General features: G+C 45.7%; 25 protein-coding genes, 1 tRNA gene and 3 pseudogenes. 12 read left to right on the top strand and 17 right to left on the bottom strand.

Going from position 1 to position 26,539, the window contains the following annotated elements; genetic code table 11:
• Nucleotides 1–38: 38 nt before the first annotated feature.
• On the bottom strand, nucleotides 39–395 hold the full coding sequence (locus QUA07_RS27370) for a cadmium resistance transporter (protein ID WP_333331660.1): 357 nt from the start codon (nucleotides 393–395) through the stop codon (nucleotides 39–41).
• Nucleotides 396–744: 349 nt separating this feature from the next.
• On the opposite strand from QUA07_RS27370, the gene QUA07_RS27365 reads away from it, so the two are divergent.
• Nucleotides 745–1,908 carry an aliphatic sulfonate ABC transporter substrate-binding protein gene (locus tag QUA07_RS27365; protein ID WP_333331657.1) on the top strand — a complete coding sequence of 388 codons (1,164 nt, stop codon included), beginning with the start codon at nucleotides 745–747 and terminating at the stop codon, nucleotides 1,906–1,908.
• 315 nt (nucleotides 1,909–2,223) lie between these two features.
• Here the strand turns inward: QUA07_RS27365 and QUA07_RS27360 are convergent.
• A tRNA-Phe gene (locus QUA07_RS27360) sits at nucleotides 2,224–2,296 on the bottom strand.
• A gap of 132 nt (nucleotides 2,297–2,428) precedes the next feature.
• Here QUA07_RS27360 and QUA07_RS27355 point away from each other — a divergent pair.
• Nucleotides 2,429–5,116 carry a glycosyltransferase family 39 protein gene (locus QUA07_RS27355; protein ID WP_333331654.1) on the top strand — a complete coding sequence of 896 codons (2,688 nt, stop codon included), beginning with the start codon at nucleotides 2,429–2,431 and terminating at the stop codon, nucleotides 5,114–5,116.
• A gap of 112 nt (nucleotides 5,117–5,228) precedes the next feature.
• The gene (locus tag QUA07_RS27350; RefSeq protein ID WP_333331651.1) at nucleotides 5,229–6,182 is read left to right on the top strand and encodes a cobalamin-binding protein; all 954 of its coding nucleotides are present in this window, start codon (nucleotides 5,229–5,231) and stop codon (nucleotides 6,180–6,182) included.
• Nucleotides 6,183–6,302: 120 nt separating this feature from the next.
• Here the strand turns inward: QUA07_RS27350 and QUA07_RS27345 are convergent, their stop codons facing one another.
• From QUA07_RS27345 to QUA07_RS27315, 7 genes are all read right to left on the bottom strand, one after another.
• Nucleotides 6,303–6,932, bottom strand: coding sequence for a fasciclin domain-containing protein (locus QUA07_RS27345; protein ID WP_333331648.1), 630 nt, complete (start codon nucleotides 6,930–6,932; stop codon nucleotides 6,303–6,305).
• Nucleotides 6,933–7,097: 165 nt separating this feature from the next.
• Nucleotides 7,098–7,880 carry an MBL fold metallo-hydrolase gene (locus QUA07_RS27340; RefSeq protein WP_172190728.1) on the bottom strand — a complete coding sequence of 261 codons (783 nt, stop codon included), beginning with the start codon at nucleotides 7,878–7,880 and terminating at the stop codon, nucleotides 7,098–7,100.
• Nucleotides 7,881–8,115: 235 nt separating this feature from the next.
• Entirely contained in the window at nucleotides 8,116–8,703 is a 588-nt protein-coding gene (locus QUA07_RS27335) for an aminodeoxychorismate/anthranilate synthase component II (RefSeq protein ID WP_333331645.1), read from the bottom strand.
• A gap of 177 nt (nucleotides 8,704–8,880) precedes the next feature.
• A complete protein-coding gene (locus QUA07_RS27330) occupies nucleotides 8,881–9,393 on the bottom strand; it encodes a diacylglycerol kinase family protein (RefSeq protein WP_333331642.1) in 513 nt (170 codons plus the stop codon).
• Between the two features lie 161 nt (nucleotides 9,394–9,554).
• A complete protein-coding gene (gene ybeY / locus QUA07_RS27325) occupies nucleotides 9,555–10,091 on the bottom strand; it encodes an rRNA maturation RNase YbeY (RefSeq protein ID WP_333331639.1) in 537 nt (178 codons plus the stop codon).
• Between the two features lie 209 nt (nucleotides 10,092–10,300).
• Nucleotides 10,301–10,519: a DUF3285 domain-containing protein gene (locus QUA07_RS27320; RefSeq protein WP_333240833.1), complete on the bottom strand. Its 219-nt coding sequence runs from the start codon at nucleotides 10,517–10,519 to the stop codon at nucleotides 10,301–10,303.
• A 148-nt stretch (nucleotides 10,520–10,667) separates the two neighbouring features.
• The gene (locus QUA07_RS27315; protein WP_445305920.1) at nucleotides 10,668–10,949 is read right to left on the bottom strand and encodes a tetratricopeptide repeat protein; all 282 of its coding nucleotides are present in this window, start codon (nucleotides 10,947–10,949) and stop codon (nucleotides 10,668–10,670) included.
• A 111-nt stretch (nucleotides 10,950–11,060) separates the two neighbouring features.
• Between QUA07_RS27315 and QUA07_RS27310 the strand changes: the two are divergent.
• A pseudogene (locus tag QUA07_RS27310) lies at nucleotides 11,061–11,797 on the top strand (IS1 family transposase).
• A gap of 23 nt (nucleotides 11,798–11,820) precedes the next feature.
• Here the strand turns inward: QUA07_RS27310 and QUA07_RS30180 are convergent.
• From QUA07_RS30180 to QUA07_RS27280, 7 genes and pseudogenes are all read right to left on the bottom strand, one after another.
• Nucleotides 11,821–11,955, bottom strand: a pseudogene (locus QUA07_RS30180) (IS701 family transposase); the annotation flags it as partial.
• Nucleotides 11,956–11,959: 4 nt separating this feature from the next.
• The gene (locus tag QUA07_RS27305) at nucleotides 11,960–13,273 is read right to left on the bottom strand and encodes an aminotransferase class I/II-fold pyridoxal phosphate-dependent enzyme (RefSeq protein WP_333331636.1); all 1,314 of its coding nucleotides are present in this window, start codon (nucleotides 13,271–13,273) and stop codon (nucleotides 11,960–11,962) included.
• Between the two features lie 372 nt (nucleotides 13,274–13,645).
• Nucleotides 13,646–14,108: pseudogene (locus QUA07_RS27300) on the bottom strand (IS1 family transposase); the annotation flags it as partial.
• Nucleotides 14,077–14,247 (bottom strand): hypothetical protein, encoded by a 171-nt coding sequence (locus QUA07_RS27295; protein ID WP_333331633.1) that lies wholly within the window; start codon nucleotides 14,245–14,247, stop codon nucleotides 14,077–14,079. The gene QUA07_RS27295 and the pseudogene QUA07_RS27300, both read right to left, overlap by 32 nt.
• A 128-nt stretch (nucleotides 14,248–14,375) precedes the next feature.
• On the bottom strand, nucleotides 14,376–14,504 hold the full coding sequence (locus QUA07_RS27290; RefSeq protein ID WP_333331663.1) for a DUF4058 family protein: 129 nt from the start codon (nucleotides 14,502–14,504) through the stop codon (nucleotides 14,376–14,378).
• Nucleotides 14,505–14,671: 167 nt separating this feature from the next.
• The gene (gene thrS, locus QUA07_RS27285; protein WP_333331630.1) at nucleotides 14,672–16,501 is read right to left on the bottom strand and encodes a threonine--tRNA ligase; all 1,830 of its coding nucleotides are present in this window, start codon (nucleotides 16,499–16,501) and stop codon (nucleotides 14,672–14,674) included.
• A complete protein-coding gene (locus QUA07_RS27280) occupies nucleotides 16,494–16,643 on the bottom strand; it encodes a hypothetical protein (protein WP_333331627.1) in 150 nt (49 codons plus the stop codon). Before QUA07_RS27280 ends, thrS begins: the two co-directional genes overlap by 8 nt.
• A 246-nt stretch (nucleotides 16,644–16,889) precedes the next feature.
• On the opposite strand from QUA07_RS27280, the gene QUA07_RS27275 reads away from it, so the two are divergent.
• The 3 genes from QUA07_RS27275 to QUA07_RS27265 all read left to right on the top strand — a co-directional run bounded on the left by QUA07_RS27275 (nucleotide 16,890) and on the right by QUA07_RS27265 (nucleotide 20,362).
• Complete coding sequence (locus QUA07_RS27275) at nucleotides 16,890–17,219, top strand: DUF2605 domain-containing protein (protein ID WP_333083169.1); 330 nt, start codon at nucleotides 16,890–16,892, stop codon at nucleotides 17,217–17,219.
• Nucleotides 17,220–17,377: 158 nt separating this feature from the next.
• Nucleotides 17,378–17,689 carry a DUF2973 domain-containing protein gene (locus tag QUA07_RS27270; RefSeq protein WP_333331623.1) on the top strand — a complete coding sequence of 104 codons (312 nt, stop codon included), beginning with the start codon at nucleotides 17,378–17,380 and terminating at the stop codon, nucleotides 17,687–17,689.
• Between the two features lie 678 nt (nucleotides 17,690–18,367).
• Nucleotides 18,368–20,362: a DICT sensory domain-containing protein gene (locus QUA07_RS27265; protein ID WP_333331620.1), complete on the top strand. Its 1,995-nt coding sequence runs from the start codon at nucleotides 18,368–18,370 to the stop codon at nucleotides 20,360–20,362.
• A gap of 315 nt (nucleotides 20,363–20,677) precedes the next feature.
• On the opposite strand, the gene QUA07_RS27260 is transcribed toward QUA07_RS27265, so the two are convergent.
• Entirely contained in the window at nucleotides 20,678–20,836 is a 159-nt protein-coding gene (locus QUA07_RS27260; RefSeq protein WP_333331617.1) for a hypothetical protein, read from the bottom strand.
• Between the two features lie 816 nt (nucleotides 20,837–21,652).
• On the opposite strand from QUA07_RS27260, the gene QUA07_RS27255 reads away from it, so the two are divergent.
• The 5 genes from QUA07_RS27255 to QUA07_RS27235 all read left to right on the top strand — a co-directional run bounded on the left by QUA07_RS27255 (nucleotide 21,653) and on the right by QUA07_RS27235 (nucleotide 26,469).
• Nucleotides 21,653–22,153: a peptidoglycan-binding protein gene (locus QUA07_RS27255; protein ID WP_333331614.1), complete on the top strand. Its 501-nt coding sequence runs from the start codon at nucleotides 21,653–21,655 to the stop codon at nucleotides 22,151–22,153.
• Nucleotides 22,154–22,454: 301 nt separating this feature from the next.
• Nucleotides 22,455–22,880, top strand: a complete 426-nt coding sequence (locus QUA07_RS27250; RefSeq protein WP_332956926.1) for a photosystem I reaction center subunit II PsaD — start codon at nucleotides 22,455–22,457, stop codon at nucleotides 22,878–22,880.
• A 164-nt stretch (nucleotides 22,881–23,044) separates the two neighbouring features.
• A complete protein-coding gene (locus tag QUA07_RS27245; RefSeq protein WP_333331611.1) occupies nucleotides 23,045–23,905 on the top strand; it encodes a GNAT family N-acetyltransferase in 861 nt (286 codons plus the stop codon).
• A gap of 97 nt (nucleotides 23,906–24,002) precedes the next feature.
• On the top strand, nucleotides 24,003–25,550 hold the full coding sequence (trpE, locus tag QUA07_RS27240) for an anthranilate synthase component I (protein WP_333331608.1): 1,548 nt from the start codon (nucleotides 24,003–24,005) through the stop codon (nucleotides 25,548–25,550).
• 112 nt (nucleotides 25,551–25,662) lie between these two features.
• Nucleotides 25,663–26,469 (top strand): PhzF family phenazine biosynthesis protein, encoded by an 807-nt coding sequence (locus QUA07_RS27235; RefSeq protein ID WP_333331604.1) that lies wholly within the window; start codon nucleotides 25,663–25,665, stop codon nucleotides 26,467–26,469.
• Nucleotides 26,470–26,539 lie beyond the last annotated feature (70 nt).

Below are 26,539 nucleotides of genomic sequence, written 5' to 3'. Positions count from 1 at the left end.
TTTTGACAATTTTCGAGATCGACTATTAGCTTGCTTTTCTAATTAGTCTTTCTTATCACCGCCAACCCAGAAGACCCGTTTCTTTTTAGATTATCTGACTTATCTTCGGCTGAATCATCCTTGTTAAGGTTGAGTAAATTATTCAAGCCAATCAGTATCGGCAAAATCCCCAGTAACCCCGTCCAAGTTGACGGAATTGCTAGCCCCAGCAAGAAACCAACTAAACTTACCGTGATTAATGCCGTGAACCCTATAAGCTCACCCACCACAATGTGTTTAGGACGAAAAGTACGATTAACCTCACTGAAGAAGGCCGTCAGATAAATGTTGTCGTCAAACGTTGTTGCGACAGCAACAGCCAGTCCAATCTTAATTGTTGCAATTAACCAATCCATTACCGTCTCTCACTCAATACCTATCCCATCGCCGAAACTACTGATTTCTCAACCGTCGTGAAAAATCACCATAATCTCGATATGATAATGTGAGTATCGCATATTGGGTGTAACAAGCGAGCAAATTTGGTAGTTTATCCGTATCAAGCGGTGCTTTGAATTGATCCCGGAGCTTCAACTCATCCCAGAATGTCCATCACCTGTGTTTATCAAAGGAGTCATTATGATTAGCCGTTTGATTGACCGTGTGCCTAGAGGCACAGGTCACAATATCTTACGGTCGCTCAGTTCGGCCACTCGTATATCGGCCACCTATCGGTTTGTAGGTCTGTTTTGTATCGGCCTGGTCTTGGTTTTAGTCTTGAGTCTGGCTTTTGACAGTCATGCTGTTGCCACTTCTGCCTCTGGCAATGTACTCTCCCCTCTAGTCATTAGTCAGGTAAATCAGGTCAAATTGTCTAAAGACTCAACAATCCGGTTACTGGAAACAGTGGGACTGTTTGTGGGGGGCATACTTTTCTGTGTCGTTTTGGATCGCTGGTTTTCTAATCGTTCTGCTCATTCGGGCAATACACCCTTAGCTGAGCAAGCGCGGCGGCTCAAGCAACTCAAAATCGGTTATCCAGAGGGTATGACGAATCTGGAAGTCCTGCGTGCTCAAGGTTTGCTCGAAAGCCGTTTGCGACCATTTGGGCTGATTGTTACTTGGACAAGCTTCTTATCAGCTTCTGCTCTGATAGAAGCATTAAGCAATGGGACGATCGATTTCTGCGGCGGCGGTGGTACGGCCAGCATCTTCTCTCAAGCAGCAGATCATGTGTTTGTGCGGGTGGCTAAAGAAAAATATACTGCTCCTAAAGGTCAAGCGATTCTAGTACCAGAAAATTCGCCAATTCAGACGGTTGCCGACCTGAAGGGTAAAAAGATAGCTTTTGACAAAGGCTCAAGCGCTCATTATGTGCTGGTGCGAGCACTGGCAAAAGTGGGATTAGAGTTTAGTGACATTGAGCCAATTTATCTGACCCAGCCACAGGCGCTGCCCCTATTCCGCGCGGGTGAGGTGGATGCTTGGGTGATTTGGGTTCCCTACACGACAACTCAAGTCCGAAGTGCTTATCCAGGGCGCTCGATTGCAGACTTAGAGAGCATCTTTGGTGACAAAGCCTCTTTAGAAGTTCCGACCTATTACTACGCGATTCCAGAGTTGGTACGCGACTATCCCGACTTGCTCAAGGTGATTTTAGAAGAGGTAAACGAAGCTGGAGCTTGGGCTAAGAAACAGGAATTAGAAGCTGCTGTGCGATTGGCAGAACACCATGAAATAGATCCATCCATTGTAGAAATTTTACAGCGACGTAGTGCGGAGCGCGCTATTATCCCGATCGACGACCAATCGCTCACTGCCCTACAGCACCAGGCAAATATATTTAGAGATTTAGATCTGATTCCTGAGCGGGTGAATGTGAAAGATGGAACCTATAGTTTGCAGACCAAGCAAAACTGGACTTATTAATCTGACAATTACACTCGAGTGTAATTTTTTTCTGATCTCAAATCCGCGCTTCATCGTCGGGCGTAAAATCGAGTCAACAACACTCAACCATCATTCAGTTTTTCGACCCGCCCGTCAACAGTCAACAGTCATCTGGCTCGTGCAACCGGAATTGATATGACCTATGTTTTTTTAGCACAAGTCGGTCAAATATTAGCTCTGTCTGGGTTTCCGGCGGGGTTGTCACCCCCCCCATCGGCAAACCTACATCTTGATTAGCTGCATTGCCCGCATTTTTCCTAAAAAAAAACCCTCAACTTGGTGAGGGCTTTGCGATGCCAGGAACGAGACTTGAACTCGTGACACGTGGATTTTCAGTCCACTGCTCTACCAACTGAGCTATCCCGGCTTGTTTTTTCGCGCTTTACTATCTTAGCAGACACATACAGAATTTAGCAAGCACTTTTCTCAATTAATTTTCGATCGCCCGGAACCGCCCGCCTGTAAGCTAAAAGCTGCAACCTAAAATCCAAAAATCGCAATGGCACAGCAACATCGGGACAGCGGGAGTAAGAGTCTGCTTGTCTTGGGCATAATTTGGCTGCTGGGGGCAATTAGCGATCGCCTCTGGTTTGCCCTCGATCGATCTGTCCCGGCGTGGGATCAAGCAGACTACCTGACTAGCACCCTGAAATACTTGCAGGCGTTGCAGCATCCTCAGTGGCTTTCCGGGGAGTGGTGGACAAACTTCTGGCTGCTTTCGACGAAAATTCCGCCCTTGGCATACATCTTAACCGTTCCGTTTCTTCAAGTTTTCGGTACTGGGGGCGATCGGGCAACCCTCGTTCATTTATTATTTAGTGCAATTCTCCTCGCCTCAGTCTACAGTCTGGGCGCCCAACTCTTTAACCGGCAAGTTGGTTTGTGGGCCGCTGCAATTTGCGTTTTGTTACCGGGACTTTATCGGTTCCGCTTGCAATTTTTGCTCGACTATCCCCTCACTGCGGCGATTACTTTTGCTTTCTATTGTCTGACAATGTGGAAGGCTTCTGAAGGAAAGAAGGAAGAAGGAAGTTCGGCAACGGATTTTATAACGGATGTAACGGATGTAACGGATGCAACCGATAGAACTCTGTTGGAGGAACGAACAAAGAAAAAGTATAAATTCTCGCCCTCCCCCACTCTCCCACTCTCCCCGTCGTCTTTCTTTTGGGCGATCGCCTTTGGAATTTCTCTCGGCTTATCAATATTAGTTAAACACACTACCGTATTATTTCTGTTTACCCCGATTGTGTGGCTGGCTGTGGGTGCTGTGCGGCAAAAAGCTTGGGGAAGATTGGCTCAATTAGCAGGTAGTTTGTTGCTGTCGGTGGCGGTGTTTGGCCCGTGGGCTAAAACCAATTGGCTGTTAATTTTGACCGGGGGAAAACGGGCAACGCTGGATTCTGCGATCGCCGAAGGAGATCCGGCCCTCAATACGATCGACGCTTGGATTTACTACGGTAAGCACTTACCGGAACACATTTCTTGGCCTCTGTTACTTGTTCCCTTAGTAGGATTAATACTTTATTGGCGTCGTCGGCAAGATAGTTCGTCAATCTTGCATCTCAACTCCTGTCGCTGGCTGGCTGTTTTCTGGGTAGGAGCTTATTTAATTAATTCTCTAAATATTAACAAAGACGACCGATATGGTATACCTTATTTGCCAGTTTTATCTATTTTCTTAGCCTACTGTTTAACGCTGTGGCCTTCTCGGTGGGGACGAGAAATTCGCTGGGGTACAATTGGCTTGGCAATTCTGGCGATGCTGTTCCATATGTGGCCGCTGGGAGGTGCTTTGGGACATAGCTTAGTTCAAATTATCAGTCCCGGCAATTCTCACTATCCTTACTTGGGGAAAGAGTGGCCGCACCGAGAGGTAATTGCAGAAATTATTGATAGGGAACCTTATTTACAATCTACTTTAGGCGTGTTGCCTTCGACGCCGGAAATTAACCAGCATAATTTGAATTTTTACGGTGCTTTGGCGAATTTTCAGGTTTACGGGCGGCAGGTGGGAACGAATTTAAAAGACGTGCCGCAAGATGTGCGATCACTCTCTTGGTTTGTAACTAAAAGCGGCCCCCAAGGTTCGATTCGCGAACGTATTAAACAAGCTCAAAATGCAGCAGTTACGGCAATTGAAAAAGGTGATAAATTTGAGTTAGATAAAACTTGGATTTTGCCCGATTATACTAATTTAAATCTTTATCGCAAGCGAGTGCAGCCTGTAGAAATACAGCCGTTGAATGAAGCGCGATCGCAAGTACAATTAGATCGAGTTACTGTCGCGGCAAAAGCTGTTCCCGGAGTCGCGTTGCCGGTTACTTATACTTGGTCTGGGCCTTGGCAGCAGTTGCAGTCTGGTTTAGTGTTGGTAACGTGGGAAAATCAGCAGTCTGGCGATATTCCACCGGGACAGACTTTCAGGATTTTACACGATCGCGCGATCGGCCAGGGGACTTTGCATCCGGGGATTCTGGAAGCGGATAAATTTGCTGTGGGGTTTCGAGTTGTCGATCGCACGGCGATGCTTCCTCCTGCTAATATTGCACCGGGAACTTACAATCTGCAAGCTACTTATCTAAATCGGAAAACCGGCGAAACTTATCCGATTAATGTGCCGGCAATTAGTGTTAATATCGAGACAGATCCTCTGGATATGCGTTCCAAGGCAGAGCCTGGAAACGAGGATAATACAGATAAGCCTGAGTTAGATTTGGTGACTCAATTGCGGGCGATGGCGGTTAATTTACCAAAAGGATTGCCCGGTTTAGAACCGGTGTTCGAGCAGATTGGGCGCATCAATCAGTACGATCCAATTCAAGATTATACCGTGCAAGCGGAACAAGCGTTAGAATATCGGTTGCAGCAAGAACCCAATAATCTAGAATTGGCTTATGCTTTGGCATTTTCTCGGGTATTGCAGCAGAATGTCAAAAGTGCGATCGCCGCCTTAGAAAAAGTCACTCAACTCGACTCACAAAACCCTTACGCTTACGCCTATCTCGCTTTCGTACACCTGTACGGCTGGCATCCCAAAGCCGCTCAAACAGCCTTAAAACCTGCTCTCGCTCTCAACTCCAATCTACCGGAAATTAGAGTTTTAAACGGTGTCGCGGCTCTGATGCAAGGTAATCTCATTCAAGCATGGCAAGATTTGCAATACTTAAAAAAGTTGAAAGTTTAACAATCCCTTTTATTGTGGCACGGGCGTGCCGCCTGTGCTGATAAATCTGTAACGCCTGTGCTGATAAATCTGTAACGCCTGTGCTGATAAATCTGTAAAAAACCGAAAATCAATGAACCAACTCAGAATTGTTTCTTTAATTCCCAGTGCCACCGAAATTGTAGCAGTTTTAGGATTAACCGATGCAATTGTGGGTCGTTCCCACGAATGCGATTATCCCCCAGAAATCCAAAATTTACCTGTTTGCACTCAGCCTAAATTCAATCCCGAAGGAACTAGCAGCGAAATTCACAACCGCGTGACAGAATTGTTGCAAAATGCGCTGAGTGTCTATAAAGTAGAAATAGATACTTTGGAAAAATTGCAGCCAACTCACATTATTACTCAAGCTCAATGTGAAGTCTGCGCTTGTTCTCTAGCAGAGGTTGAACAAGCGGTAAGCACGCTGGTAAATAGCAAGCCAGAAATTATTTCTTTGCAGCCGAATCTGCTAGCAGAAATCTGGACGGATATTCAGCGAGTTGCTGCTGCTTTGGGCGTAAATGGCAAAAGTGCGATCAACCTTTTGCAATCCCGCATCGATGCTATTACCTCGAAAACACAAGCCTCATCTATTCTTACCACAAAAGAGAGACTTCCCAAAGTAGCCTGCATCGAATGGATTGAACCTTTGATGGCTGCGGGTAACTGGATTCCCGAATTAGTGGCAATGGCGGGAGGCAATTCGCTGTTTGGAATTGTCGGGGAACATTCTCCTTGGTTAAAATGGGAATCTTTAGTAGAAGCTAATCCCGATGTAATTATTTTCATGCCTTGCGGCTTTGATTTAAACCGCACTCGCAGCGAAGCAATGCAGATAACTAAATACGCAGAATGGGCTAATTTGCAAGCAGTAAAAACTGGGAAAGTTTACATAACTGACGGCAATTCTTACTTTAATCGACCGGGGCCGAGATTGGTTGATTCGTTAGAAATTTTAGCAGAAATTCTCCATCCCGAAATCTTCGATTTTGGCTACCGGGGTAAGGGTTGGCAGCCATTTTTGCCAGTCCCCACAGCTAGCTAAAGCTTTATCTGTATTAATTCTGGATTGCCTGCCATACAAATAAGGACACAACAATGTTGTGTCCTTACTTCGCCTTCATTTAACCGAATCTGACATCAATTGATGCAAAAGCCGCTAGTCTTACTTCGCATCAGGGGGCATCAGCACCTTGTCAATTACGTGAATAACGCCGTTGCTAGCTTTGATATCAGCTTTCACAACATTAGCGCCGCCGACAGTAACTTTGCCTGTGCTAACTGCCACCTTCAGCGAACTGCCTTCAACAGTTTTAACATCGCCGGATTTCAGGCTAGTAGATACAACCGAACCAGGAACAACGTGGTAAGCTAAAATCTTAGTAAGTTGGGCTTTGTTTTCCGGTTTGAGCAAATTCTCCACAGTTCCTTCTGGCAAAGCAGCAAATGCCGCGTCTGTCGGTGCAAAAACAGTGAAAGGGCCTTTTCTTTGTAAAGTTGCAACCAAGTCTGCTGCTCCCAAAGCCTTTGTCAGCGTCTTGAATTGAGGGTCGCCCGATGCAATAGCAACAATATCCTTAGCAGCGGAAGTTGGTGCGGGTGAAGCGGAAGTTGGTGCCGGTGAAGCAGCGGTTTTAACTTTTCCTGCAACTTGTGAAGTTTGAGTTGCATTAGCAACATTGGTGTTGGAGGTGATGTGAGCCCAAGCCGGGAAACCGATTAACGCGCTAGCGCCGATTATTCCTGCGAAACCTGTGAGTTGTTTCATCCAACTAGGTAAATTTTGATTTTTCATTGCGCTTGCATTTCCTTATGAGATAAAACAGTGAACATGAATTGTTATGTTAGCCAAATCTCGACAAAAGGCAAGGTTGCCAGAGGCTAAGGTAGAGAGAAATTTCTCTTGCATCCCCGATCGACCAAAACTTCCTTACTATAACGCAAGCTGAGAAATCGGGCATCAACCGCTAAATCTGTAACTCAAAACCTCAATCACCGAACCAGTTTGAGGTAAGTCAGCAGATTTGATAGAAATAGTGTCATTATTCAATCGGCGCACCGGCGTACCATCCATCAGCGCCAAGAATTCGTCTAGCGGCACTAAATCGCACGCAGCAGCATCGGCGGCTTGGGTTTTGAAATGTGTCGGAATCACCATCTTTGGTTTGAGAAGTTGCAAAGTTTGCTTCGCTTCCGCCGGAGTGTAAGCTTTCGGCCCGCCGCCCACGGGAATCAGCACTACATCGGGCCGCCCGATCAAGATTTGTTCTTCAATGCCGATCGGGCCAGCGACTCCGCCCAAGTGTAAAATCTTAACGCCCGCTTGCTGCCACAGCCAAGCCACATTGACCCCAAATCGCCTTCCTCCCTCACGGTCTTTTTCCGTCCGAATCCCTTGAATCCGCAGCCCGTTTGACCTGTAAGCCCCTGGCTCGTACAAAAGACCGGGATTGCCCGCAAATCCGTCGATCGCACCTTCATCGAGCAACCGGCTGCTAATCAGAATCAAATCTGTTGGTACTTTAGGAGAGCGATAGCCTGCCGTACAGCCTAGGGGGCGAAAAGGATTCACCAGCACCCTCGCACCGCCTCCGGCGAACAAGAAGCAAGTGTGGCCCAACCACTGAACCGACAAAGAATCAGCAGTTTGAGCTTGATAGCTTTCCCATCCAGATGGTAAACCAGTTGCTAAAGCTGCTAGCAAACCCGTCTGTGCGTAACGTATTAATTGTCGCCGTTTCATCTTGTGGTTGGGGTTGTCGGGTGTTGGTCGTTTGTTGTTATACCACAAAACACCGTCAGGTGCGAAATGTACACCCTACTTTTACTGTAATGTGAGCATTGCCCACCCGAAAGCTTCACAAAATTTCAACCGTAAAGTTCGCAATGTCCACCCTAAAAATTTAGATAATTTGAACACTCCGGTGTGGATTCCGCACCCGAAAGATTCCGACAAAAACTCAAAATTCAAAACCAAACTAAAGCCGTTCCAAGAAATTTCGCAATAATTGCTTTCCCGCAGTCGTCAAAATACTTTCCGGGTGAAACTGTACACCTTCAATGTGCGGATATTCCCGATGCCGCACGCCCATAATAGTTCCGTCTTCAACCCAAGCGGTAATTTCCAAAACTTCTGGACAAGTCTGCTTTTCAATTACTAAACTGTGATAGCGAGTTGCAATCATCGGCGATTCCACACCCTGAAAAACTCCGACTCCTGCGTGTTCTACCTGAGAAGTTTTGCCGTGCATCAACAAGGGTGCAGAAACAATTTTGCCCCCGAATACTTGACCGATACTTTGATGTCCGAGGCACACGCCTAAAATTGGTAGAGTCGGCCCCAATTCTTTGATTAATTCCAGAGAAATTCCCGCATCTTCCGGCCGCCCTGGGCCTGGAGAAATCACCACTGCTGCCGGCTGCAATCGGCTAATTTCTGCTAAGGAAATTTGGTCGTTGCGGTAGACTTGCACTTCGCGGGCTACGGGCAACTCAGCACCGAGTTCTCCTAGATACTGTACCAAATTGTATGTAAAACTGTCGTAGTTATCGATGACTATAATCACGGGTTAAGTTAGATTTTAGGTTTTAGATTTTAGATTTTAGGTTAACTCGCTCCCTGAAAGCAAGGGTTTCAAGATTTTAGATAGATGCCGAAGATAAAAATAGCTGCAATATAGACGAATAAAACTAAAAATCTCAAATTGGTCATCTAAAACCTAAAATTTTCTGGCTCCAATAAGTTACTGACGGGCGATCGCAATTTGAACGACTGCCCACAAAGGAGGAAGCAGAAGTGCAGCACCCACGATGATCGCAGCCATTGCCGATACCAGAACCGCTCCGGCACCGCAGTCTTTGGCAATTTTGGCTAGTTCGTGATAAGATTGCCCGACGGTCAAGTCTACCACCGATTCGATCGCCGTATTCAACAGTTCCATGGCTAAAACTATGCCAATGGTGACACCGATCACAGATATTTCTACAGGTTTCAGTTGCAAAAATAGCCCGAGTCCGATCGCCAAAGTGCCAATAACAGTGTGAATCCGAAAATTGCGCTGAGTTTCAAAAGCATAACTCAGACCCCCCCAAGCGTATCTAAAACTCGTAGCTAAGCTAGATGCGATTTTCCAGGACAGCTCTCGGTTGTATTTCAAGGCTTTTTTAGGCTCGTGGACTGTCTGGCTAGAAGAGTCTTGAGGCATGGGCAGAAACTGTGCGATTTGTGATGAAATTGAGGGTCTATCTAGTGTCATAAAGAACCAACTTTAATTTACAGAGATGAATGAAAGCTAAACTTTTCAAATTAACTTCATCAAGTCTAGGTAACTTTTCTAAGTTTTTACTAAAGTTTTGGTTTAATTTCAGAAAGTTATGTTGGGCTTGACATGATTTGTTAAATCACCATCAACTTAAGTTATGCTGTTTGGATCGTAAGACCGATCGCCCGCAGCAATGTTTCTTGTCGATCGAGCATTTGAGTCAGACTTTCTTCATCCGGGTGATCCCAGCCCAAAAGATGTAGAAAACCGTGGGCTGCCAGCCAAGCTAGTTCGGTCTTCAGGGGATGTCCTTGCTGCTGGGCTTGTCGGTTAGCTGTATCGATCGAGATGACGATATCACCCAAGTATAAAGGTTCAGATGACTGCATTTCCTCTAGTTGAGGACAGTCTACCTCTAAAGCTGCGAAAGCTAATACATCGGTCGATCGATCGAGCTGGCGGTACTGGAGGTTGAGGGCTTGCATTTCCGTATCGGCGGTTAAACGCAGACTGACTTCGTAGCCCGGGGCCACTGGCACATCCGCCGCCTGGTTTTCCAGCCAAACGCTAAACCAATTTTCCCAGGTTTCGGCCCAAATCTCCCCGCTGGCTGCACTCTCAGGGAGGTTGGAAGCGTCGGCTGACTGCTGGGCGATCCCGTAACAGTCTTCGACGTTCACCTCAATTAACATTTTTTTGCTCTCCTGTCAAGGGATGATATATTCAATTTTTTTACAAATTCCAATTGCGCGATCGAACGGCAGGGGATTTTGCTGTTGCTGGAAAGATACAGTAATCTGTTAGAGATTGCAACAGGCAGGCAGAACAATCAGCTTAACTCCCGATTAAGAAAGATCAAAAACATCACCAGAAATTAGAGGCTGATTGTTGGAATCCCCGATTAAGAATTGAAATAGCGATCGAGAAAAGCCAAACCGACGAGTACGCCTAAAAGTCCGATCGCTGTCAAGGCAAAATGAAACAGAGAAGTCGCCCGCTTGCGAACCATGTTCCGCATCGCCAGCTTGACATAACTCGGTGGAGGTGCATTGTTTGTCGGCGCTGTGGGGGTTTCGGCGGACTCTTCGGAGGCGGGAATTGCTGAGGGAGGTTGACTCATAGTCGTTAGTTTAGAAGGTTAACAGAGGGACTGTTGAGGACAGACTCGTCCCGATGGTAACAAATATGTAACGTTTTGTGTAGGAGTTTTTAGATTTCAGATTGCCGCAGGCTGGTTTCGCGCAGCAGAGAATCGGGCTAAACTTTCTTCAGCCATCAGCCATCCGCTGAACTTCAGCAATAATTCGCCTCACTGTCTTCGCGTCGGGCGATCGCAAATGCTGGAAAATGTCCAAAGATTGCTGTAAATAATTCAAGGCTTTGTCAAAATCTCCCTTCTTATCTGCTAACAACAGTCCTAACATGGCGAAAGTAGCAGCTTTCCCTCGAACATTGCCAATCTTTTCCTCAAGTTCCAGAGATTGTTCATAAAATGCGATCGCCTTTGCTACTTCCCCTTGATCCGCATAAATTCCTGCTAGTTGGTGCAAAGTAGCAGCTTTCCCTTTAACATTCCCAATCTTTTCCTGGCGTTGTTGAATTGAGGTACGATAGAGCGAGTGAGCGATTCACAAAAACCAATTAACTTAATGTCAAAGCCAATAAAATTTCCTGAAGATAAGTCTACTCATGTTAATAAAAATGCGCCAATAAAGGCAAGCAAAATTATATTTGTTTTGACTGTGGCAGGCAATTTAGAGATTGCTATCAAACCCACCTGTGTTACGCGCAAGAAGTTAAATATCAATACCTAAAAATATATGTCAATGGGATGGGTTTTCGTGCGAGTAAGAGAGTCAAAGACCTGCATCACACGACAATAATTAATTGGCTCAAGCAAGTTGGAAAGCTGCTACCATACGCTTACGATCTAGAGACAATTCCCGAAGTAGGAGAACTAGATGAGCTACAAACCTTTGTCGGATAAAAAAACACAATCTGGGTGTGGACAGCAGTAGATTACTTTAGACCAGGCATTCTAGGATGGGTATTAGGAGACCCAGCGTCCTAAAACGTTTGAACCTTTGTGGGATGTAGTTAGTAGATGGGGATGCTATTTTTATGTGACGGATGGTTGCAAAGTTTATGCAATGTTTATTCCAGAGAGAAACCAAATTCTGTGCCCAACTTACATGACTTGCGGTTGAAGGTGAAAACACAAGATTAAGACACTATCTGGCTCGCTTAAAACGAAAGACTTTTTGTTATTCTGGCAGCCGAACAAATGCTCATATCTTCAATTAAACTACTTATTCATTATCTCAAGTTTAATGATGTTCGCCTTCCCTATTCAATTAATTATTTCGAGCGAGCATTAGTCACCGCACGCGATCGCTAAACCCTACCCCAATTCCGCAACGCCATATCAGAAATTATACCAGCATGAAGGTGTGTAAAAGCTTTGAAGCTTCTGACTTCTGAAAACAGATTTCTGTAATAGCGACAATACTCATCAATCAATTTCAAGGTTGAAATAGCTTGGCGAGGGTTAACCATAGACCTAGCTCTGGTTTGAGAGATTTTGTTCTATTATACTCTGCCGCTTAGTGACAGAAGAGGGGGAAGCAAGTGGGTTAGCAACAGCGTATTCCATCGCAGCTTGGAATTTGGGTAGAGAACGCGAAATCATTTCTTCGTTGGCAGTAAGGGAAATTCGGAAGTAACCGGGTATTTCCTGGGGAGTTCCTGGTAAAACAAATATATCTTGACTTGCTAATAACTCGGCAAAAGCAAGGTCATCATCCCAAGGTGATTTCACCAAGAGGAAGAACGTCCCATCAGGGTTATACAGGTTGTAACCCATATCCCGCAGTGCGTTCACCATCCGATCTCGCTTGTTTTGTAAATGCTCGATATTTATGTTTAGTTGCTCTAAGTCTCCTAATGCATACTGCATGAGCACACTAGGATAACACCAACCAAAAGGAGTTTGTTGTAGGAAAGCAATGATTCGTCTTATTTCTTCCCGATTAGGCATAGTGGGAGGTAAAGCAATATACCCTATACGTTGACCGGGTGCCATTAAAGTCTTACTATAACCATATACTAAGAAAGAAAATGGGTAAAACTGAGTAGGGCTGGGACAAGTTTGGTTGTCGAAAACAATGCGGCTGAAGGTTTCATCGGAAATAATATAAATAGGCTTGCCATAGTGCTGAGAAGCCTCGTTAAGTATAGCACTCAAACCCTCCAGGGTACTAGCTGAAAAAAGCTTACCTGTAGGGTTGTGAGGTGAATTGATAATAATTGCTCGAGTCCGTTCTGTAATTGCAGATGCGATCGCCTGCAAATCCATATCAAAGGTGTTTGTATCCACAGGCACACCCACCGGAACGGCACCGGTAAAATGCACCATACTCCTATAACCTAACCAGGGTGGAGTCAAAATAATTACCTCATCTCCCTCACCAGCTAACATTTGCAGACAAATCGCCAAACCAACTACAGTACCATTGGTCATAAAAATATCTTCAGGCAATATAGAAAGTCCGCGTTTATCCTCAAGAGCAGCGGATACAGTGATCCGTGATTGTGGAATATTTCCCTTGTAGCCATACCACCCTTGATTTTGCGGTACACTCCAACGCTGTAAGGCTTCTACAAACCCTGGAGGTGGTATTTCATGGGCATCACCGATAGTAAAATCAATACTTCCCGGCTCAGTTCGGCGACTCATATAGGTCGCTTGGGTAAAGAATTGTCTTATAGGGGTCTGGTAACTTAATAACTTTAGTAACCGTGGTGAGATAAAGTGAGTCTTCCCTTCACTTGTTGGATCTGGCATGAGCTTATTTGGATTATTTTTGTCGTACATAGTAATTGGGTAGTAGTGTATAGTAATTGCAGGTCACGGAACTCGCCTTAACGATAAATTATACTCATGGACAAAATACCGTCGCCCACATTCTTGACATTTATATCCTTGTTTACCACTTGTTTACCATAACTATGAGCGTATTTAATAATTTTCCCCGAAGGACATCTTAAACAAGTGATACTCATATATACTCAGGAGTATTGATATTATTTTATTAGTTTAACATGATAATGCACCACTACCAACTATCTCACTCTTTACTGCATTACGGCATCATTTTGCAACAATTTGTAACGCATCAGCCGTAGAACCCAGTACCCTACACCGTCCACACAAACCAATCCCGGCGCTGCTGAATTGGGGTATGGTTTAGCAATCGCGTGCGGTGACTAATGCTCGCTCGAAATAATTAATTGAATAGGGAAGGCGAACATCATTAAACTTGAGATAATGAATAAGTAGTTTAATTGAAGATATGAGCATTTGTTCGGCTGCCAGAATAACAAAAAGTCTTTCGTTTTAAGCGAGCCAGATAGTGTATTAATCTTGTGTTTTCACCTTCTACCGCAAGTCATGTAAGTTGGACACAGAATTTGGTTTCTCTCTGGAATAAACATTGCATAAACTTTGCAACCATCCGTCACATAAAAATAGCATCCCCATCTACTAACTACATCCCACAAAGGTTCAAACGTTTTAGGACGCTGGGTCTCCTAATACCCATCCTAGAATGCCTGGTCTAAAGTAATCTACTGCTGTCCACACCCAGATTGTTTTTTTATCCTAGAAAGATTTGTAGCTCATCTAGTTCTGGAATTGTCTCTGGATCGTAAGCGGATGATTATTAAAGTTCCCTCTTTTTCATCATCCCCGGTTGTTTCCCAATTTCCCGACAAGCCAGAAATCGCAAACAGTTCATCTTTAGCAGCAACTGCATCTTGTCCTTCGACGCTGATTTGAATATCTGCCATTACTTTCTATTGCCACTCTACGCCATCTAATTATATCTCAGCAATTTATATGGGGGCGATCGCACTTAAACCTCCCTCTATCATCCGATCGAGCCCCTCTCCTCCAACAAAACATCCGCCCCAGCAGCTTAAGTTTCCGACAGCGGGGGAACTGATACGGCGATATAATCTATTCTAAAGTCCTTGGCGGGGCGATCGTAAACCCCATTGACTAACGCTTGTAAATCTACAATTGGTTCCGCATCACCCGCGCGCAAAGGCAACGGAGAAGATTGTGAAAATTAAATGCACAACCGCTTATCATTTGTATTAATTGTGGAACGGGCGTCTCGCCCGTTAAGTGAATCGTGGAAGGGAGAGACGCCCATTAAGTGAATCGTGGAACGGGCGTCTCGCCCGTTCTAAAATCTGCGATTAAAATCGCTTAAAAATCGCCGTAACTACTAATAGCCCGCTGCAACCTCCCAATCACTTCATCAACCGAAATCGCCCCCAACTCCCCAGAAGCCCGAGTCCGAATATTCAAACTATTCGCCTCAACTTCCTTCGCACCCACAACACCCATCACCGGAATTTTATCCTTCTCAGCATTGCGAATCAACTTGCCCAAACGCTCGCTATCCTCATCAGCTTCAGCGCGAATATTGAGCGCCTTCATCTTCGCTGCCACTTCCTTCGCAAACGGCAAAAACTCGGCGCTGACAGGCAACAACCGCACCTGAATCGGCGCTAACCACAGCGGAAAATCCCCCGCATACTGCTCGATCAAAATCCCGATCAAGCGTTCCAAAGAACCGAAAGGAGCGCGGTGAATCATCACCGGACGCTTGCGAGTGCCGTCTTCAGCAACGTATTCCAAATCAAAACGTTCTGGCAAATTGTAATCTACCTGAACAGTTCCTAATTGCCATTCTCTATCCAAGACATCTTGGAAAATGAAATCGAGTTTCGGCCCGTAAAAAGCCGCTTCCCCAATTCCCTCAAAATAATTCATTCCCAAAGTTTCCACCGCGCGGCGGATTGCACCTTGAGCTTTTTCCCAAGCTTCATCGGAACCGATGTATTTCTCTAAATTGTTCGGATCGCGGAAACTCAAACGCGCTTTAAAGTTTTTCAGTTGGAGACTCTTGAATACTGACAGAATCAAATCCACCACATTCAAGAATTCTGCATCCAACTGTTCCGGCGTGACAAATAAGTGGGAATCATCCACCGTAAAGCCGCGCACCCGTGTTAAACCGCCCAATTCTCCTGATTGTTCGTAGCGGTAAACTGTGCCGAATTCCGCTAAGCGCATCGGCAATTCGCGATAGGAACGCAATTCGCTTTTGTAAATTTGAATGTGAAAAGGGCAGTTCATCGGTTTCATGACAAAACCCTGTTCGTTTGCTGCCGCTTCCTCATCCTCCGCCATCAGCGGAAACATATCTTCTTTGTATTTCTGCCAATGACCGGAAATTTTAAACAAATCCACTCTGGCAATGTGCGGAGTCACAACTTGCAAATAGCCGCGCTTGATTTGTTCTTGTTTCAAGTAATCTTCTAAAATACTTCTCAAAACAGTACCTTTCGGCGTCCACAAAGGCAAACCGGGGCCCACCGCATCGGCAAAAATAAATAAGCCTAACTCTTTGCCTAACTTGCGGTGATCGCGCCTTAATGCTTCTTCTTTGCGGTGTTTGTATGCTGCTAATTGTTCGGGAGTTTCCCAAGCAGTGCCGTAAATGCGCTGTAACTGAGCTTTAGTTTCGTCGCCGCGCCAGTACGCGCCTGCTAGGCTTTCTAGCTCGATCGCCTTTGGATTCAACTCACTGGTATTTTCTAAGTGAGGCCCGGCGCACAAATCCCACCATTCCTCGCCCACATGGTAAAGAGTAATCGGTTCGCTCAAACCTTCTAAAATTTCTAATTTGTAAGGTTCGTTAATCTCCTTAATTCTGCGTTCCGCTTCCTCGCGGCTGACTTCTTCCCGAATTACAGGCAATTTACGGTTGATGATTTTGATCATCTCTTTTTTAATGGCTTTTAAATCCTGTTCCGTAAAAGGTTCGGGAGTGTCAAAGTCATAATAGAAACCGTTTTCAATCCAAGGGCCAATGGTTACTTGCGCCTTGGGAAATAACTTCTGCACCGCCATCGCCATAACGTGGGAGGTGGTGTGGCGAATTTTTTTTAGTGCCTCCGACTCACTCGTGCGGGGCAACTCAATCTTAACGGACTCTTCTGGAGGGGACATGGATTGTGAGCTAGACATCGGCTGAATTAGCAATTAATTTAGTTGCAGTTGCTTCTATCTTACTCAGATTGGGACAGCAAGCGCCGACTTCCGGCTGGGGGACACTCCGGGAAATTACAACAACGGCCCTGATGGTTGCCACGTTTAGTGCGGGACGCACTCCGACTCTCAGAAACCGGGTTTTTTAAAGTATTGCCTGAAAAAACCCGGTTCTAACCATCCGTGAGCTCGCCAACTAATTTGGCAGAATTTGGGGATTTCGACTCAAAAATCCCTGCTGACACAGTTAAATTTATTCCCACCCACCTGCTAATTGTTGTTAAATTATTGAATTTTTGTTAAAAATATGTTACAATTTGTAAAGACCGTCTAAGACTATAATAGATAAATAACCCAATTTTGATCCATGCTTAATTCCAACTTGCCCGAGCCAGAATTGCTCAAAGCGTTACTGGAACCGCTGTTAGAGGATTTTAATTACTGGTTCGACCGATCGGCAAAGCTCTTAGAAACTGAGGAAATTCCCTTTCTCAGCGACGAGGATCAATCTGACTTGCTGGCGCGAGTCAAACAGGCTCAGCAAGAAGTAGGCGCAGCTAAAGCTCTATTTCAAGCAACCGGAGGTCAAGTTGGGATTGAAACAGCAGCACTGATGCCGTGGCACAGACAGCTCGCCGAATGCTGGCAAGTATCGGCACGCTTTCGCTCATGGCAGTCAGCTCCCCCTGGAAAATAAGGAAGCGAGTTCAAGTTAAATTTGCAGTCAAATCCCCAACCTTGGGAAATGTGGCGGCCCACTTGACAACCTCAAACAGATTTCCAGTTAATAAGTTATTACTTGCTGAAACACTTTTGTAAATTGCTGTGTGGCTGTTTAGCCCGGAGGAGAAGATAATGTTGCACCTGCTTTATATTTTAGCTTTTACCATTCTTGCCTTTCTGGCAGTCGGTAACTTAATCCGCAGTCTAGTCACCGTTGGTATGGAGTCCCAGCGCCCTCAACAGTTCAGGGCAAATAATCCCTACGCATCCAATCCTCGCTCTCAATCGGTACCGCATCCAGAACTTTTAGATGAATACGGAAACATAGTCAATGAGCCGCTGTTAGTGATGCGTTCGCTGACTGTCCAAGACGCCCGCGAACAATTAGATGCTCTCTACAAATCATCTCCGGGCGGCAGCGACGAAGGGGGGGAACTAGCCTAAGACAGCCACAGCCGCAGCATTTATACTCAGGCGCTATGCCTCAAAAAAAATATAGGACTTACAAGCTAGGTGTCCGAAACCCTTTTTCTTCATAGATTTTGGTGAAAATCGTTTCCGCGCTTCATCGGAATAATAATTTTCCGATTTCAGTGCGAGCTTAAAAGCTCGCAAGGATGCTCGCACCTTTGGCATAATTCCGAATCTAACCAGATTGGATATAAGTCCTCAAAATAATTGGCCGTTAGTTTTTAGCTAATGGCCAATTACTTGTGATTTTTGAAAGTTTAATTGCCGATTAGCCACATCGATCGCCAAAAACCGATTCGCCAAAAACCGATAAAGATAGCACTGATATCAAATAGCTCAAGAATAGTATAATGCAAGAGATCCGGAAGCGGTGCCTAACAAGTCTGAATGGTGAGAGTGCTAACGCCCGAATCGAACCCTGAATAGATGAGTTGGCGTCAACACCTAGAGGTAAAAACAGGTGACTTTGGGATGAACTCAAGGTCTTGGAGGCATACCTCTGCTTAGATTCGTCTAAATGATATGGCTAGCATGATATGACTTAAACAGTCGTGTTATGAAGCATAAATGTATCAGATACTGAAAAGGGATCGCTCTAAACCTCCTATCGATCCTGTTTTGTCATCGGCAAAAATGCACGTTTAAGGCTAGATGATCGTCCCTATTTCGCTACTGGCAGAACTTCTGCAAGCTTTGCCCCAACTGCGGGCACAAATTTATTTCAAATCTTCCATGACAGCCCTGTCTCACGCAATGGAAGACTTAGTTTTGGCGGGTTCAGACGACGAACCGCTAGTCATTGCAAGCTTTCAGCGAGAGCGCTTCTACCGCCAGGAAGCTCACCGCTACCGGCGAATTGCCTCACGCTCGTCTCAGGTATACGTGCTGGCTGCACCGGAAACTGACTTTAAAAATTCCTCGGAATGTCACGAAACTGTGGCGTTTGCACCGGAGGACGGATTGAGTAAAGAGTGGCACTTAGTGGTGCTGGGGCAGCACTACTCAACTTGCCTGATTTGTCAAGAAAAAATTGTGCCGATCGACAACCAGGAGGATCGCGGGCCACTGTTGATGGATCAAGCTCGCAGATTTGAAGGAATTTGGACGTTCGATCGCGAGGTAAGCTCCAAAGCTGCCGCATTGTTGCTCGATAGAATTGTCAATTATCGCCCGGAATTGGCCGAAAAGATCGATCGAGCTCGAACTGCTTACAAGCTCGTCAAAACACCGAAAAAAACGAGGAAATCCGCCACTTCCAAAGCCACCAAACCTGACATAAGTACGAGAAAAAGCTCAAAAATTCCCAATCCAAAATTGAGCGATGCTTTTACCGAACGCTTAGTAACCTACTTGCAAGCAGGCCAGCACAAACTGCTCAAAGCATACGCTGCCATCGCCGCCCAGGAACGCAAAGAACGCCTGGTAAACTTAATTACCACGGCAATGCGGCAGTCTCTCAACCCGCAAGAAATCGTCGAAGTTGCAGTCCAAGAACTGGGCACTGCCCTGTCGGCAAGCCGATGTTTGATTTATCGGTGCAAGGCCACAGATGTTGCAGTCAAAATCGATCGCGAGTTTTTGGGGCCGGGCGCTAGTTCCATGCTGGATCAGACTTGGCTGTTGCAGGAAAATCAAATATGGAGCGACGCGGTGGCGCGGCAAGAGCGAGTTTACATCCAAGACACAGCACAACACCCCCGGATTGTCAATACACAATTCCTGGAACAAACTGTAAAAAATTGGCAAATTGTCTCTTGGCTAATGGTGCCAGTGCTTTATCAGGGGCGGGTTTTGGGCATGGTGGAAATGCACCAGTGTCGATCAACTTTGGCTTGGGAAGAAGACGAAATTGCTTTAGTAGAGGCGATCGCCACCCAACTCGGAGCCGCCTTAATTCAAGCAGAAACCTACGCTCATTTAGAAGAACTCAACCAACAATTAGAAGCATTAGACCGCACTCGCAGCAATCTAATTGCCATCACCGGACACGAACTCCGCACCCCTCTTTCTACGATTCAAGTTTGTTTGGAAAGCTTGAACTCCGAACCAGATATGCCCCCAGAATTGCGGCAAATCATGTTAGAAACTGCCCTGGGCGATGCCGATAGAATGCGAAAACTCGTGCAGGATTTCTTAACTCTTTCTCACTTAGAAAGCGGGCGAGTCCAATGGAACGTAGAATCGCTGACGCTGCAAGAATGCGTTGATTTGGCCCTTAGCAGCGTGCGATCGGGGGGCGGACTCGATCGACAGTTACCGGAAATTATCGCCGAAGTGTCGGCAGAATTGCCTTTAGTGCAAGCTGACGGAGAGTGGTTGGTGGAGGTGCTCTCCAAACTGCTAGACAACGCTTGCAAATTCACCACACCTCAAGGAAGCGTCACCATAAGAGCGAAATGCAACGGTTCTCGGATGGTGGAAGTGCTCGTAGCCGATACGGGGAGGGGAATCGAGGCGAACAGTTTAAAAGTAGTGTTCGATCGATTTTATCAAGAAGAAGGAGCTTTGCGCCGCAGCGCCGGCGGTACCGGTTTGGGATTGGCAATTTGCAAACAGATTGTTGCTGGCTGGGGCGGTAAAATTTGGGTAGATTCCGCAGGAAAAGACCGAGGAAGTGAATTTCACTTTACTATTCCCACTGTTTAGACTCAATTGATACAGCGTATTCAAGGTTTATGAAGTACACCGCGCAAAACCTGGTTTCTTTACAGTTCTCGCATCATTACTGATTCTGTTGCTCGAAACCCTGTTTATCCGTACTAAATTGACATGGAATATACTGTAAAAAACCGGGTTTGTGGGCGTCTGAGCGCGCAAATATCGATCGAGTTATATCAAATCCGGCTGCGCTGGAATGATATCAAATCCGCGCTTCCGAAGTCGGGCGTAAAGTCGAATCAAGCTGCCAACAAATAATTCGCGCAATTTTCATTTTTTGGACTCACAGTGAACAGTCAACCGTCAACCGTCAACAATGACGGACGGTGCAACCGGAATCGATATTAATCGATCGCCCGAGATACGATAGCACAGAAAAGTTTTCAATGCAGAAACAGCCTCCGCTGCTACACCCTCTCTCATATCAATTGCGGTAGCATCGAAATAGTAAAATCCAGTCAACAGTCAACAATTCCCGATGGTGCAACCGGAATTGATCTAATTCATCTGCGTTAATCTCTGTTTATCTGCCTGTATCTGCGGTGAAAAAAAGAGAATGTATTAACCGCCCCGGACAAGGAATTGACGCTGATTCACGCGCTTGTCGAGAAGAGAGATAGGAATACTCCCGATGCTAACAAATTTGATAGGAGGGGCTATTTAAGCCGGACTTGATATCAAATACTAATCTACAGTCGTCTTGAGACGACTTGAGCTATGAGGCAGGGGTTTCAACCCCTGTCGGACTTAACGAATAATATTAATGCCGATTGCATCGGAATGATTTAACCACAGAGAACGCAGAGCTCGCAGAGAAAGAGAAGAGAGAGATGAATAATTCCGATGCAAACGGAAAGGATATCACCCTCAATCCTCACCCTGTGAGATCAGCCTTAAAGGAGATGTGGCCACGCGGTGTTCAGCTTTAAAATCAAAAGTATCAAAGCAGATTCAGGACGCGCTTGCCGTATTAAACCCGGTTTGGCGACAGAGTACCTAGGGAGGCTGCCCAAAATTAATATCAGTTTAAAATAAGAATCAAACTGTAGGTAAGCTGCAAACCCCCATAGTAATCCGTCATGCCGAATCTAAAATCTAAAATCTAAAATGGTATAAGTCTCTTGTCCACAAGTCGCGATATGGTAAAAGTCGCTCGAATCTGTTGAGGCACGGCCAACGCCAGTGTTGATTCGGGAAAAATTGAGAATGCAAATGTTTCGCCCGGAAAAAGTTTTTTTCCAGAAGAATACTCAAACCTAGAGGTTAGCAAAATCGATTATGTCACCTACAACCCAGATGAAATCTACTCAACCTATAGCCAAAAAGCCACAACTACAATTAGGTTCTCAAGGTAAAGCGGTATTGGAACTAGAACAACTGCTAACCAAGTTGCACCTTTACCGACAGCCTGCTAAAGGAATTTTTAACAAAGCAGTTGATTTTTCTGTGAAACTGTTTCAGTTTCGGGTTTTCTTGTCGCCGGATGGCATTGTCGGGCCGCTGACTTGGCAGGCGCTTTATACTGCTGCTCCAGTTAATATGCCGATACTCAAATTAGGCAGTTCTGGGGAAGCAGTCGCTACTGTTCAGGAAGTTCTCAAAACTTCCAACCATTATGGTGGTGAAATTGACGGCGACTTTGCTACTTTGACGGACAAAGCTGTTCGCGCATTTCAAAAAAGCTTTGGGATTCAGGCCAACGGGATTGTCAATCAAGAAACTTGGACTGCTTTGAGCCAAATTCCCCGCGGCTATGACCCTAATTGGTTCTTGACTTAGGGTTGACGCGGTAAATTTTTCGATCATCGCGTGTGGAGGAAAATTAGGAGAATGTGCGATTATTCTGGTGCCCACAAGCACCCGAATAATTGCTATTTTTGTTTGATTATTTTTTCGGGATTCGTGCTGCCTAATTTTGTTTTCTAACTTTGGTGTAAATTACCAATTATCAATTATTAATTACTAATTATCAATTATCAGAAGAGATCGATCGCCCAAAAACTGTTAACTTTCCTTACAATTTCGACAGCAGTGTCGCGTCATGATGATAGGATGCCGTAAAAATCCTTTGGATATGTTTATGGCAGAAGAACTCACTGGACAACCCCCTCTTTTCGGCGGCAGCACCGGCGGCTTGCTGACCAAGGCGCTAGTTGAAGAGAAGTACGCGATCACTTGGACTAGCCCCAAGGAACAGGTGTTTGAAATGCCTACAGGCGGCGCTGCAATCATGCGTCAAGGCGACAACTTGCTGTATCTGCCCCGCAAGGAGCAGTGCATCGCTTTGGGCGGCCAGCAACTGCGGGCTAAATTCAAAATCTCGAACTACAAAATTTACCGCGTGTTTCCCGACGGTTCTACTGAGTACCTGCATCCCAAAGATGGCGTGTTCCCTGAAAAGGTGAACGAAGGTCGTCCCTACAACGGTAAGATTGACCGCAATATTGGCAGCAATCCCAATCCGGCTAAGCTGAAGTTCAGCGGCAAGAAGACTTTCGATCCTTAAACTATGACTGCATCGCTGAGCAAAACATAGGTAATATTGCCTTGAAAGGCTCAGCTTGTAAACTTGTTTTTGCAGTAGTATTCTGGCGCGGGAGGCTAAGCCCGCAGCGCCAAAATACTACTGCAAACTTCTAATCTTATTAAAAGTTAATCGTTAAATTAAAAATGAATGTCGCAATCAGGCGAGCGCAGCCTTCTGATATCGATGTTTGCGCTGGCATTACTTATGAAGCTTTTAAAGATATTTCCGATCGCCACTTGTTCCCTACAGATTTTCCGACGCTGGATTTTGCAACCAAAATAAGTAGCTTGCTAATCGAAAGTCCCTTGTTTTTTGGCATCGTAGCCGAGAGTTCCGGTACGGTTGTCGGCTGCGGATTTATGGACGAACGCAACCCGATTCGCGGTATCGGCCCCGTCAGTGTCGATCGAACTTTTCAAGGTCGCGGCACGGGACGCGAAATCATGAAAGCTTTGCTGGAACGCGGACAGGACGCTGTGGGTATCCGTTTGGTTCAGGAATCTTTTAATATGGCGTCGCTGTCGCTGTACGCTTCTTTGGGTTTTGAGGTGAAGGAACCTTTCGTGTTAATGGAAGGGAAGTTTCGCAGCCAGTCGCAGCATGGGTTTGAGGTGCGGCCACTGGCTAGTGAGGATGTTGGTGAATGTGCGGCTTTGTGCAAGAAATTATACAGGTGCGATCGAACTTCGGAGATTGAAGACGCACTGAATGACTTTTCTCCCTTCGTTGCTTGCAAACAAGGTCGGATTGTGGCTTATACTTGTGCGGTGTCGGCTTTGGGCCACAGCGTCGCGGAAACTGAGGCGGATATGCAGGCTTTACTGTTGGGGGCGGCCGCGTCGAACTCCGAAGCACAGCTTTCTTTTCACTTGCCGCTGAGGTACGCAAGTTTGTTTCGCTGGTGTTTGCAAGAGGGGCTGCGCGCCCTCAAGCCGATGGCGGTGATGGCAGTTGGCGAGTATCAGTCGCCGGAGGGATGTTGCTTTCCGTCTTTTGTTTATTGATCCCAAGACGGTTAGGACGCTTTTAATCGCTGAAATTATTCCCAGGATTGCATTTTCCTTCTTCTTTCTTTCTTCTTCCTTCTTCCTTCTGATATATATGATATTCCCCGATTTCTCACAATTTTCGGAACTGGCGAAACAAGGCAATTTTGTACCCGTGTATCAAGAATGGGTTGCTGATTTGGATACGCCGGTGTCTGCGTGGTATCGGGTTTGTGCGGGTCAACCTTACAGTTTTCTGCTGGAGTCGGTGGAAGGTGGGGAAAAACTTGGGCGTTATAGTTTCTTAGGGTGCGATCCGTTGTGGATTTTGGAGGCAAAGGGATCTCGCACAACTCAAGTTTACCGTGACGGTTCCGAAAAAGTATTTACGGGCGATCCGTTTGTAGCTTTAACCGAGTGTTTGGAGTCTTATCAACCGGTGAAATTGCCGCAGTTGCCGCCGGGAATTGGCGGGTTATTCGGTTTTTGGGGTTACGAGTTAATTAAGTGGATAGAACAGCGAGTTCCCGTGCATCCAGCAAGCGACAATGATTTGCCGGATGGGTTGTGGATGCAGGTGGATAATTTGCTGATTTTCGACCAGGTGAAGCGGAAAATTTGGGTCGTCGCCTATGCGGATTTGCGGGAGGTTGGCGTTGATTTGGCAGATGCTTATCAGCAAGCTTGCGATCGCGTTGGTAAGTTAGTTCAGAAGCTGCAATCGCCGCTTTCCCGGCAATCTACTCTCATAGAATGGACACCTCCCAATAACGCGCAAGATGCCCGTTCCACAACCGGAAATACAGAATTGGCTTACACTAGCAATATTACCCGTGAAAAGTATTGTGCCAATGTTTTAAAGGCTAAGGATTATATCAAAGCCGGAGATATTTTTCAAGTAGTTATTTCGCAGCGACTAGAGGCTGAATACAGTGGCGATTCTTTTGCACTTTACCGCTCTTTGCGTCTCATAAATCCTTCTCCGTACATGGCTTATTTTCATTTCAGAGATTGGCAGATTATCGGTTCGAGTCCCGAAATTATGGTGAAGGCAGAAAACACTGCTGATGGTAAAAAAATAGCAACTTTGCGACCGATTGCCGGCACTCGCCGCCGGGGTAAAACTCCTCAAGAAGATGATGCTTTGGCTGCTGAATTGCTGCAAGATCCCAAGGAAATTGCGGAACACGTCATGTTAGTTGATTTGGGCAGGAACGATTTAGGCAGAGTTTGCCGAAACGGTACTGTAAAAGTTGACGAATTAATGGAAATTGAGCGTTATTCTCACGTCATGCACATTGTGAGCAATGTGGTGGGAGAATTGGCCCAGGATAAGACAGCTTGGGATTTGTTGAAAGCTGGTTTTCCTGCGGGTACGGTTAGCGGTGCTCCGAAGATTCGGGCGATGGAGATTGTGCACGAGTTGGAAGGTTGTCGCCGGGGGCCGTATTCTGGGGTTTACGGGTATTATGATTTTGAGGGACAGTTGAATAGTGCGATCGCAATTCGGACTATGGTTGTTCGTTCTTTAGGTGGTGACAAACATTCGGTTTCTGTACAAGCAGGTGCTGGTTTGGTGGCTGATTCTAACCCGGATCTGGAGTACGAAGAAACGCTGAATAAAGCCAGGGGAATGTTGGAAGCAATTCGCTGTTTGAAGTAGCGAGGCGGAGCCTCTGGATCTGTGTTACCAGGCAGAGCCTGGTAACAAGAAATTTTATAATACTCGGCGGTTGAAACCGCTGCTACACAAACTACTGTTCAACGAGGGAAATGTGAATTTTTATATAGTTGACGTGTTTGCAGAGTCAAAATATGCTGGCAATCAACTCGCTGTATTTTGCGGTGCGGGAGTTGCCGAACTATCTGAGGCCCAAATGCTACAGATAGCCAGAGAAATCAATTATTCAGAAACTACGTTTATTCGATCGCCCGATCGGCGAGATGGCGGCTATGACGTGCGGATATTCACGCCCAAGAAGGAATTGCCCTTTGCGGGTCATCCGACTTTGGGCACTGCGTTTGTGTTGCAGCAAGAGATTATTCGCGAAAAGGTCGATCGAGTAATTCTCAATCTAGCCGTCGGTCAAATTCCAGTTACTTTTAATTATCACAATGAATCGGCAGATATTTTGTGGATGCGACAAAACCAGCCTAGTTTTGGTCAAGTTTTATCAGCCGAAACTCTGGCAAATGTCCTGAATTTAGCACCAGATGAAATTGATGCAAACTTCCCAATTCAAGAAGTTTCTACGGGAGTGCCGTTTATTATTGTACCCTTAAAAACTATCGCCTCGCTCAAAAAAGCTCAAGTCAACTTAGATAAATATTTTGAGCTAGTTGATACAATGGAAGCGAAAGAAATTTTGATATTTTGCCCAGAAACCTACAGCGACGTTAATGATTTAAACGTGCGAGTTTTTGCCCATTCATTAGGAATTCCAGAAGATCCGGCGACTGGCAGTGCTAACGGCTGTTTGGCGGGATATTTGGTAGAACATGATTATTATGGGTCAGCCAAGATTGATGTCAGAGTTGAGCAGGGTTATGAAATCGATCGACCTTCTTTGCTGTTGTTATAGTAATTTCAAATAAATGTGAGACAAATGCAAGATGATGTAAAATTAAGAAAAATTGTTAACTCGGAGCCGA

Source organism: Microcoleus sp. T3_A4, assembly GCF_036700465.1.
Taxonomy (GTDB): domain Bacteria; phylum Cyanobacteriota; class Cyanobacteriia; order Cyanobacteriales; family Microcoleaceae; genus Microcoleus.
Note: the sequence above shows the minus strand (reverse complement) of the source record. Positions and strands in the feature narration are given on the sequence as shown.